Origin of the sequence: Paenibacillus sp. An7, from assembly GCF_009870785.1 — a bacterium.
In the GTDB taxonomy this organism is placed as follows: domain Bacteria; phylum Bacillota; class Bacilli; order Paenibacillales; family Paenibacillaceae; genus Paenibacillus.
On sequence record NZ_WTWX01000040.1, the window covers coordinates 1 to 11,083 of the forward strand.

Genomic DNA, 11,083 nt, shown 5'->3' on the forward strand with positions numbered 1-11,083 from the left:
ACCCATAAACAAAAACAAAAATCGTTTTAAACGGACATGAGAAGGCCATTTTAAGGCTTGGATTGTGTTTGTTTTTTTAAAATTTCAGATATTCCTTTTTTTATCCCAAAAAAATTATCCTCACACTGGATTATTTAGAATTAATAATAAGTGGTGTGAGACTTCGTGATGATTGCGAAGTATATACCACATAAAATTTTGAGTATGTCATTCGTACAGCACATGAACCCGCCTAATATGTACTTGATAATAGACAGATATAAAAACAAAAAAGGGACACTATAGGAAGAATATCTTCCCGTGCCCCTTGCAAACTATTCTATTAAATTGATGATTTTAAATAATTTTACAATATACTATAATCATAGCAAAAAGACGTTCATACTTCAACCAAACTTAGAATTTTATTTTTATATATCAATTCAATGTATTTTCTATTTATTATCCAACTTCCATTGTTGTCGATCGGTTGCGTGTAATGCCTTCTTCCTCTAAAGAGTAGCTTCGTATTCCTTCACTTTCTTATAAAAGGTCGGCTTCTTCATATCGACCATATCCATAAATGCTACTGCTGTAATCTTCCCTGACGTCCACTGCTTATACAGTTTACCCCACTCTTCAGGTAATTCTAACTTAGGTCTTCCCAGATGCTTACCTTTAGCTTTAGCAACTGCAATACCTTCAGCCTGACGTTGTAGAAGAGTCTCACGTTCCTGCTGTGCTATAGATGTGTAAACCTCGATGATAATATTGTTTATCATATCAATCACCCACTCCTGTCCTTCGGGAACGTCCTGCATAGTCGTGGGTAAATCAATAATCTTTACACGAATACCTTCATCCTTAAAGTATTGTAGGTATTGTTTGATCTGTTCCTTGTTTCTTCCTAAACGATCAATAGATTTGATATAGAGGGTATCCCCTTTACGCATAGCCTTCAGCATATTTTGAAAACCTTCACGATCCATATCTTTACCTGAAGCCTTGTCACTATATATGTATTTATCATTCGTTACATATGGCTTTAACGCTTCATACTGTCTGTCCAGGTGTTGTTCTTTAGTTGACACACGAGTGTACCCAAAATTAATTCCCATTGTATCCCGACCACCAATCTATATCTCTTGCTGCCTTCATTATAACCCTTTAGGTATATAAACAACAATTAGTTTATAGACGTTTATAAAGGTTTATATGTCGTATTATATAGACTGAATTACACTGCTTTACTGAGTGTCTATAATGGTGTACCTTTATGTACTGCGAAAAAAATTTAGAAGAATAAAGAGGGCTGCATCAGCAAGCCCTCTTGTATTGCAGAATTGTGCCCGGTTGTAGATTATTAAGATAGTAATACTACTTTTTCTTGGCAAAAACATACTTCTTAAACAAAAGCCTCTCGTTACTTATATTAGAATCATTATTCTCCATGAATGTTCCCGATTCTACTTCCAAACAGTTCTCCGTAACAATTATCTGCATAAGCATCTGTCATACCCGATATATAATCAACCACAATTTTTTTCCCACGATATACCTAGTTCTTTCATATTGCCCCATTTTTTTATCCATTCTCTTGGCATTATCTTTAGAGCTGCTTGATATTCTTTATCTTCTTTATCTTCTTGATCTTCTTGATTACTGAACACGGAAACATTGTGACGCTTCCCACTAAGAAGTGTTATTAATTTAAGAATCTATATTTACGTAATTTTCAAGAAAGTCCTTTGATCGCTTTTCTTCCTTAAGACGTTCTTCTTCAATTAATCTCCTCCATATGTTTGGAGATCCAAATCCATCATGATCCATATATTCCATTTTATGAATTAGTTCTTCTAAGAAATCGTATGAATCTACCTCCAATTCTTCGTTTACTTGTGACGAATAATCATCTAAATCATTAAGTATATATTCATGTCTTTTCACTAGATTCTCTGCCTTTTTAAGTAAAGATTTATCAATACCGAATGCTGTAACAATCAAATCTTTATCTCTAAATGAATAATTAATAGCTATAGAAAACAAACGCATTTGAAGAAGTATACGAACTACTAGAGTGTAGAAATAAGGTTCTTCTAACTCATCTTTAATACCTTTAGAAAGTGTTTTCAATTGTTTGTTAAGCTTCAAATACTGTGAAAAGAACACTGAAGATAATTCTATACGACTTCTTACAGAATTTATATTATTCATTAAAGTTGCTTTTTCCTGACCATAATTAAACTCCTTCCCGCACTTTTTAGCAATCTCAAAACTCATAATCAGATTTTGGTCAGCATATGTCAGTTTCTTGCTTATATCTGCCAATATATTATTGAATAGATCATTCGTATTCTCTTTTGACTGTATATCAAGTTGATCTAAAGCATACATCCCTGGTTCGTCTATAAAATTATTAGGTGTGCTAATGGCATTACTGCATTCAATGTCTATATAATCTACAATTTTAAAAATTAATGGCGAATATAGGTTTTGCAAGCTTTCCTTATTTTGTTTTTCTATATCACGATTACGTGTCAGTTTATGTCCTAAATACTGCCCAGCAAATGCAGCACCAAACGCACCAGATATAGTTAATAAAGGGGTAAGATTATCCATAGAAATACTCCTAATGTTTTTTTGATTTTAGGAAAAGGTCAAACTAGCTTACTCTGTATTATTTTCCTATTCTTTCAGGTTGCAGCATTAAACGTTGTGTATTCACGAAGGGCGCCAGCCGGGTCAGACGGACTTAGCAGTAATGGGTGGTCCGGCTGCTAATAGTACTTCCTAGAAATCCATCTGCCGGACCAAGGGCCGTATGGCCCGAAACGTGAAAATGGTGTCTTCTACTGTCGATGACAACTTGAATATACTCAAACGTTACTTAAATGATTTTACTGTGTATGCGGTTCTTTGCTTTTTAGAAATAAAGTAAGATCCAATTGCTTCATCTACAAAATTAGTAAGACAAATAATATACTCAGATAATTCTTCAACTATTTCACTTATTTCTTCTTTTGACTTGTTACCGAAAATAATATTCATTGATACTTCATCGGCAAAAACTAAATCTAAATCCTTTTTTTATTCTCCAGTATATATTATTCTTGAGAAGAAATCGTCCATTTGTCACTCCTAGCTTATTTTTCGTGAAATTATTCAACCCCTAATTACTGTATTTTCCGAAAGGATACCGTTAATAAAATAATAATCGCTATTTTTTCAACATTATTAAGCTTGAATCCTAACCTTTTTTCACTCTTTATCCCTCTACAAACAACAAAGGATTTACCTTTACACCATTGATAATGATTTCGAAATGTAGATGGTTTCCGGTGCTGCTGCCGGTTGACCCACATCCACCAAGCACAGTTCCTGCAGATACTTGATCCCCAGCACGAGCTTTAATGGAAGACAAATGCGCATAGATAGTAACATAGCCGCCCCCATGATCCACACGTACATACTGACCGTAACCTTCACTTGGATTACTTATATTTTGCCAACCAGCCATAATCACCTTTCCGGCTTTAGATGCAGGTATCGGTTGTCCATAGGAACAAGCAAAATCTACACCCTCATGTGGTTTTCCTACTTCGCCAGTAACGGGATGAGTACGTGGGCCAAATCCGGAAGTAACTTCTCCGTTTACTGGACGACTAAACCCAGCCTTACCCGGTTGCGGAATTATAATATCGTACCCTTCTGTCACGTAAAGCGTAGCGTATTTCATTACTTCTGATACATATTCCTGGCTGTGATTGTATTGATATAGTGCTTTTTCAAAGTTACCAGAAGCCGCTCCGCTCTTTTCCAAGTAATTTGCTGAGGAAAATCGAGTATTAAACCATATTATTGGAATCCGATTAATTAAGCATTTGAATACTGTCTCATTTGAGCAAGGAAAAACACCCAGATTCCCGAAAATTCTGGAACGTTGATTCGATTTCTGTTCCTCACTTACTTTTCCAGCTTAGAACATCTCGCCATCTTCTAACTTCCTCAACCTTTTGAACTCTTTCATTACGTCGATTTAGTCTTTGAAGATAAGCTTCCCGCTCCGTGAGACTCATAGACTTTAGCTTTTGAATCACCTCACTGATACTGATATTTATATCGTATCCATCACCATTAAGTCCCTGTGGCTTGCAACAAGAACTACTTGCAACACCCTCATCCCAAGCACTTTGGAGTTCATATGCAACTCTATCCGCAAGTTCTTCTGTCGGTAACTCCATTAGTGGAGTGTCGAAGATTCCATCACATACAAGAACAAGAAATTGGCCATCTCTAACTACTGATTTATACAAAGTTCCAGCCCCTTGTGAATGATCTTTATTTCCGTCCAACCTGCCAGTCATTCTCCAGGTTCTGATACCATTAAAATTAATATCTGCCCAATTTAACAATCCCATATATTTCATTATTACAAAGCTAATGAATGGTGAAAACAACTCATAACTAACCAATCATTTATTCTGCAAGTTATCATATGCAGTTAGCCGATCTCGATGTTTGTTAAGCAAACTTAATTTAATTTTTAGTCAGGACTCTTATACCTTTATGATTTTAGTCTTTTCACTAATACGAATATACCGTATATATTTTTCGTCATCAGGAGATAATCCTGAACTCTTAAATACTCCCACGAATCTATACCGGCTTATCCCTAAATTGTCCCTATAATGTGCAAACACCGCTCGTTCCTTATTTAAGCTAGAATCTTCTTCTATAAGTGCGATTCTTTGATCTTCTGTTTGATTTTCCTGTGACTCATCGATATATGACCAATCATTGGATAAGAAGTTTAGCCATCCTTTTGCTGCGGACTTAGTATTCCCATCTATAGTAACTGACAGCTTTGGACACCAAACCCACAGTGTTTCCGTTACTCTGAATCCGCTTCTTTGAAACCCCTTATAGGTTTTTCCAAATATATTGTTGGCTATGTCTGTTATATTTTTAAATGATACATCATCATAAATAGAAAGGTACTCTTGCTGTTTAATTTGTTTTAGTTCGTCTGCATAAGACAACCACTCTAAATTTTTACTAGATGCTTTCTCTTGAATGAATGATACGATCTCATTTATTCGATTATCAATCGACTTTATTGACTTAGAAGCATCAATTCTCAAACACACAAAGTCAGATTGTGAATCTTCGTTAACTGCAGCAATAATATCATCCATACGAAGTTTATCGGCTTCTTGATTATTTTGATGGTAGGCTTCATCTACTTCAATTGCAACCTGAAGTTGTGGGAAGTAAAGGTCCATAAGTGCATGTTTACCATTATTACGTTTTACATATTGCTGGCTTACTGGTTTCAGTTCCAAGTTATCAAGCTTGTGCCAGATCGCATTGATAATATAATTTTCATAATCCTTTCGTTTAGTTCGTGATAAAGTTTTAACTAAATAATCGCGTTTCTTCATTCCTAATCACCTTTCAAATTCTTAAAAGTATAACTTTTGTTCTTACGAATTTTTATTAATAATGGTTACGCCTTCCAGTGCAGAATCAACATCATACTTCGTGTAGTTCTTAACACCTCTTGTACGTCTGTTAATGGTCTTGCCAATTTCATCATAGTCTGGTTATGCTACATGGGGTATTCTACTAATCCTCTAACACTTCTTCAATCTCAAGAAGCTTCAAAAACTTCCTTTATTCAAATTGATACTTCACTGTTCGGTAAATTTTTCTCCGTCCGTTGTTCGTCTCTTGTTCGAAAGCGGCGCTTATAACATGCCTTGCACTGCTTGCGCCAGCTCCTCTCTGCAACACTGACCCAATGCGATTTCCCACAAGTCGCACATGCGATCTTAACCCGATCTAAGATCCATTCAAATTTATCTTGATCAAATATGTACTTATTTGCAGCGTCAGCCGGATTGGGCTTCTCCAACTTTGCAGCTTCAACGAGGCACATTTCACATAGCGTCCGTCCGTTGAAATCCTGGAGCTTCACTCGTCTACCACTGAATCCGAAATCAATCCCCTCTATCTTGTCACAACTCAAACAAAATCTTCCTGCTAGAATCAAATCGGTGCGCTCCTTTTCCTTCTGACAGTATAACTCATGCACCGACGTATAAAATCCGACTCGTTCCATTCGATGACCACAGCTATAACAATTCAAATCCTTGATTGGGGACGTGGGGATCTCAAAAGTATAATAACCGTCCTCCCAGTGGGCTATCCGATCTATACTCACCTTATTATGGAACTGGCAGTTCGAACAGATATGAGTAGCGATAATCTCCCGGCAGTCCCTGCAACTACATGGCCTATTCCAATCACAATTAGACAACAATAAAACCTCCTTATGAAATTAGACGGAAGCGCTACCACAGCCTCTATATGTCATCCTACCATCAAAGACCATGGTTAACAAAGCCGCAAATAAACACCGTTCTGTTCGCTGGAAAAACAGCACTGGGAACTTGCTAGAAAACACGATTAAGACCCATCCTTCTGGTAGTTTCTCGCTAATTCTCCAGCAATTTTGTTTCGTGTAGATCACCTTACCTTCATCTCGTTCCTTATAGCATCATTGGAAGAGATCATTAATTATCGACACACTAGCGCTTTAGAACACCACACGAATCCGAGTCTAGAGAGCGCATTCAAAGCACAGCTCACAAACAATACGAATGACTTTCGGGGCTTAATTAGATTTTATGTTTTAGCAATAGACTCGTATTCTTTATGCTTCTTCAGTATCAAATGACTCCCCTGTTCGACATACTTGTTTGATTTGTTAGCTTTAATTGTAATCATCCCTGTGACTATTACACTTGGCACATCATTCTCATTCCACTTTCTATTAAAGATATATCTTGAGACTACCAGTGTGCTTATCAGCTTGTTGTTACTTGATGATCTTCAAGACTAAGTCATAGCACTTCGAAAAATGGATAAATATAATCAGTTCGCAAGATATTTAGTTACCTGATGTGAACCCTTCTTTGACACATACGTTTTACGAATATATTTACGTAAATGATTTGCTTTAGTTAACTACGGTTCTCGAGCTGATAAAGCTACTGATCTAATAAAGTCAGACCATAAACTAAGATGTTTCTTAAATAATCGTAATTAAAACCCACTCATTGTAATAATGTTTTTTCGTCCTTCTCCCTAAAATCAATCTTATTCTACTTAGAATTGTGATTAATTTGCATGCAATGTATGTTTTAAAAAATGAAAAATGTAGCTTAGTAACTGCTAAGCTACATTTTTCATAATGTATATGCTGTATTTTTCTAACTTTCGAGTACTGTAAGTCGTACTCTTTGCATTGAAATAATGGACTCAAGAATATCTTGATATAAGTGTGATTTGTTAAACGCACTTAATACTGACATTTCAAACTCGATGCGATCAGTTTTCTTGAATTCATTCAAGAAGGGTAGCAAGGACCTATTTTGTAGAACTTGAAATTTTGCAATTATATCGGCTTTCTGTTCAGGGCTGATTCTATCAGGATTCAGAATATATGTTGAGGATAAATTATCCTTGTTAATATCAAGCGCACCTAGTCCTCGGCCAAAACCTACTGCTTCAACAAAGAAAGAGCCTAAGAGAGAGTTTAATAAAGCATGTGTTAAATCTAGATCCGTTTTATTTGAAAGTCTACTAAGACCTATTAAGCGCTGATTAATAAAAGCTTCTTGATCTAGTTTTGAATAAAATAATCTTTTATCTGGATTCAAGGTAGTAACAAGTTCAGCACGAGATGAGCTATCCATTTGATACCAGTATTGACCTTTAGCAGCCGATTTTTGTAGTACTTTAGGTAATGGAATTCCGGTTTTATTAGTTTGGTCCTCAAATTTTTTAATCCAATTCAAAGCACCTGTTTTTTTGTTTAATACAAGATCACTTATAGAATCGAAACAACAGAAGGCATCACTATCAGTTGTGGCAACTAAATTATCAATACTTCGAGAGTTTTTAAGTACCCTCTGAATATACTCTGCTTCAATTTGGTGGTTACTTTCAGGGTAAAACATAGGATCCCACCCACGACGCATTCCTCTATTTACTTTAAATACTTTATTTAATGGCAATAAATCTTCTTTGAATTCTAGTAACCAATCTATATTGTGAAATAGTGCATTACGCGAGATATTGAAATTAAGTAGTTCATCAATTGTAGCTTGATCTAAAGAAGATGTATTTAGAATTTCTTTCTTTATATATGTGTTTGCTAAAATATGATTGGACACCTCTTCTAATCGATTTTCGATATTCAACTCTTCTAATGAACAATTTAAAATACCAAATCTAATGTTTTTAGTAGCGTCTTCCACTTCTTTTTTAGTTAGAATAATCATAGTAGTAACTACATCAGCATTAGAGAACCATTTTTTATTCCCACTAATAAGAATATATTCTATATGGTAAAGTTCACGTAATAATTCAAAGAAATCTTTTCCGCTTTTAGTCCCTAACCATGAATTTGATACAATTATACCAAGACGACCTCCTGTATTTAATACATACCATAGATGAGCAACAATATAGATATATAGATCTGCTCTCTGATTAATTTCTATTCCAATTAATTGTTTAATTTTAACTCGAATATTTTCTGCATGTAGCTTATCGTCTTTTGATATGATTTCAAACGGAACAAAAGGTAAGTTAGATACTATAGATTCAAATGACGGTATAGTATCAGAGATAACTTTACCGGTTTCAGAGGATAGATAATTAATCCTTTTATCTTTGATTAGATCAAATACGTTAGATTGAAATAGTTTAACTTGACTGTTAAATGATGAAAAATCGGTCGCAGCGATACTAGTGATCTGTAAGGGTAAGTTAAATTTGTCGGATGCCCAAAAAGTCTCATAAGCAGATGTTGGATTATGTTTTTTCTTTAGCAAAAGAGCTTCTTTAGCTATCGTTCCACTTCCGCTACAAGGATCTAAAGTATGACGACTTGTATCTTTCACAGTAGATTTAACTAACAGTTCAGCAAGAGTCGACGGAGTCGTGTATTGACCAATGATTTCACGTTTGATTCCATCTACAGTATTTTCTAGCATTCTTTGCAATATTTTTTGATCAAAATTATCCATATCCAATTCTTCTAAAAAGGCATTGTAGGACACTAAATCATGCCAAAAATCATCGGAAATATACATATTGTAATCAACTTCATCAAAAATATTTTTGAATTTAGATTCAATACCGATTTTATTGAAGATCTTGTTAGCTTCATGAGGAGTGGTATTTACTGTGATTGATTCCACTTTTTTTGCAGGCGTACAATAACGTTTAATTAAGTGAGAGAAAGTGAATTTTAATATCCAATCTGTAAGAATGTTTTTTGAATAAGCAATGAACATATCTCTTTCATCTTTATGAAATTCATATTCATGAGCTTTCCACCAGCTAGTTAATTTTGCTTCTATTGTACGATCAGTTATTACCTTCTGCTTTAGAATAATAGCTACTTGATTTTTGTTATTATTTATCAATTCTGCAAGAATATTTTCTGATACAACAAGGTCAACAGGAGTAGTATGTAAAATTCCTTCTGTTAAAAAATCATTCAATTGAATAAGTAGAGACTTCAGGAATTTCTTCCAATCTTCTTCGTAGGTTTTCACTTTACTACGGTCTGTTATATGATTTAGATCATTCCATTGTCTTAATTTAATCCATTCGTTTTGATTATTTTTTTTATATAGCACTACTGAATTAAAATTCCAAATTACGGTACTATTCAAACCGAGTTGCTCTGCTTTATATTGGGCATCTTGAATGAATGTTTCATCGGTAATTGAGATGTCAGGGAGCTTTAATTCCCATCCTTGGATAATGTTAGACTTCCCTTTATCTCCATATAGTAGAACATCTGGAAACATTATTTTTCTGCCGTTACCAGAAGAAGCATCTTTATTTCTTATGGTACTTTCGCCACCAGCTTTTTGTATTTTTAATTTCATCGTATTCAATACTACGTTAATTTCACTTATCAAATCTATTGCCCAGCTACGCTCGTTATGTACAATGTTCTTCATATGTGCTCCTTTATATAAATATGGATATTTACTAAATTTCTTACTAAGTATAATATAAAACATAAAAAAGGACGATGATTATGTTAATAGTACCTGAATATGCACAGTGTAATGATAGAACTAAAAAATCTAATACAGGTGGTAGTCACCAGAATATTATGGATCTTTTTAACGATGATTCCTTAAGCAAAGATAATCTTATTGGCCTAAGTTTTGATTTTTTCATTAATTGGAAGGATAATATCGTCAATGGAGAGATATGGATAAAAAGAACAGTGAAATCAGTTGAAATACTAAATGATATCTTTGAGAATATAGGTAACGAAATTAAAAAAATCGACTCCAATCAATACATAAGTAAAATGATTTCTTTTGCCAAAAGTAATAACTTTATTTTAAAATATAAAATCATACCTGAAGTACCATGTAATGAGTGGGTAGAATATGATAGCGGTCAACAATCAGAAGTAGAATGTATAATAGATTTTGAAATTGAACCTAATGTTCATAAAAAAAAGCAAAAATTAAAAGAACTAAGAGAAAAAATTAAAATATTATCAGGAGGTCCAATGACAGTAAGAAAGGGATTGAAATATGGGGGAAGTACTTTGGAATGCTACCTAGCCAAAACTGATACTCCTTGGCCTGGAGATGCGGATATTTTATTATATAATACAAATAAACATACTCAACTTACTTTAGTAGAATTAAAAAAACATACTCTTGTAGATAAAATAGAATTACATACATGTGAACACTATTTTAATGGTAGAGATAAAACAAAATATAACCGACTAATCTTACTAGCAGATTATTTAAAAGTTCCACTATTAGTTTTATATTATTCAACTAGAAAAGAACACAGGGAAATAATTATCGATAAATTAGAAAAAGATCACCAAAAAAAGCTGGGTGTGAAAGTCGTAAAGCGGGATAGCTTTAAAGTGCCAACTAAATCATCTAACAGTGCTATGATAAAACAAATACTTCAATTTTAAATAAGAAATCGAGTAGGAGGCTACCCATTAGAAGAGTAGCCGACCTCTCACACCACCGTA

Annotated in this window: 8 protein-coding genes and 1 pseudogene; 1 reads left to right on the forward strand and 8 read right to left on the reverse strand. The window is 34.3% G+C overall.

Annotated features, from left to right (window positions below; translation table 11 throughout):
- Positions 1 to 491: 491 nt before the first annotated feature.
- The 8 genes and pseudogenes from GQY27_RS20565 to GQY27_RS20600 all read right to left on the reverse strand — a co-directional run bounded on the left by GQY27_RS20565 (position 492) and on the right by GQY27_RS20600 (position 10,025).
- Positions 492 to 1,097 carry a recombinase family protein gene (locus tag GQY27_RS20565; protein ID WP_160037133.1) on the reverse strand — a complete coding sequence of 202 codons (606 nt, stop codon included), beginning with the start codon at positions 1,095 to 1,097 and terminating at the stop codon, positions 492 to 494.
- Between the two features lie 323 nt (positions 1,098 to 1,420).
- Positions 1,421 to 1,522 (reverse strand): annotated as a pseudogene (locus tag GQY27_RS22145) (hypothetical protein); the annotation flags it as partial.
- A 167-nt stretch (positions 1,523 to 1,689) separates the two neighbouring features.
- A complete protein-coding gene (locus tag GQY27_RS20575) occupies positions 1,690 to 2,598 on the reverse strand; it encodes a hypothetical protein (RefSeq protein WP_160037135.1) in 909 nt (302 codons plus the stop codon).
- A 646-nt stretch (positions 2,599 to 3,244) separates the two neighbouring features.
- Positions 3,245 to 3,799, reverse strand: coding sequence for a M23 family metallopeptidase (locus GQY27_RS20580; protein WP_236570680.1), 555 nt, complete (start codon positions 3,797 to 3,799; stop codon positions 3,245 to 3,247).
- Positions 3,800 to 3,938: 139 nt separating this feature from the next.
- Positions 3,939 to 4,331 (reverse strand): hypothetical protein, encoded by a 393-nt coding sequence (locus GQY27_RS20585; protein WP_160037136.1) that lies wholly within the window; start codon positions 4,329 to 4,331, stop codon positions 3,939 to 3,941.
- 204 nt (positions 4,332 to 4,535) lie between these two features.
- Entirely contained in the window at positions 4,536 to 5,420 is an 885-nt protein-coding gene (locus GQY27_RS20590) for an AbaSI family restriction endonuclease (protein ID WP_160037137.1), read from the reverse strand.
- A gap of 236 nt (positions 5,421 to 5,656) precedes the next feature.
- Complete coding sequence (locus tag GQY27_RS20595) at positions 5,657 to 6,007, reverse strand: hypothetical protein (protein ID WP_160037138.1); 351 nt, start codon at positions 6,005 to 6,007, stop codon at positions 5,657 to 5,659.
- A 1,246-nt stretch (positions 6,008 to 7,253) separates the two neighbouring features.
- Positions 7,254 to 10,025, reverse strand: coding sequence for an N-6 DNA methylase (locus tag GQY27_RS20600; protein ID WP_160037139.1), 2,772 nt, complete (start codon positions 10,023 to 10,025; stop codon positions 7,254 to 7,256).
- Between the two features lie 80 nt (positions 10,026 to 10,105).
- Between GQY27_RS20600 and GQY27_RS20605 the strand changes: the two genes are divergently transcribed.
- A complete protein-coding gene (locus GQY27_RS20605; RefSeq protein WP_160037140.1) occupies positions 10,106 to 11,023 on the forward strand; it encodes a hypothetical protein in 918 nt (305 codons plus the stop codon).
- Positions 11,024 to 11,083: the final 60 nt, after the last annotated feature.

Coding starts and splice junctions, on each gene's coding strand:
- GQY27_RS20565 (WP_160037133.1), bottom strand. CDS start 1,097: ATGGGAATTAATTTTGGGTACACTCGTGTGTCAACTAAAGAACAACAC.
- GQY27_RS20575 (WP_160037135.1), bottom strand. CDS start 2,598: ATGGATAATCTTACCCCTTTATTAACTATATCTGGTGCGTTTGGTGCT.
- GQY27_RS20590 (WP_160037137.1), bottom strand. CDS start 5,420: ATGAAGAAACGCGATTATTTAGTTAAAACTTTATCACGAACTAAACGA.
- GQY27_RS20600 (WP_160037139.1), bottom strand. CDS start 10,025: ATGAAGAACATTGTACATAACGAGCGTAGCTGGGCAATAGATTTGATA.
- GQY27_RS20605 (WP_160037140.1), top strand. CDS start 10,106: ATGTTAATAGTACCTGAATATGCACAGTGTAATGATAGAACTAAAAAA.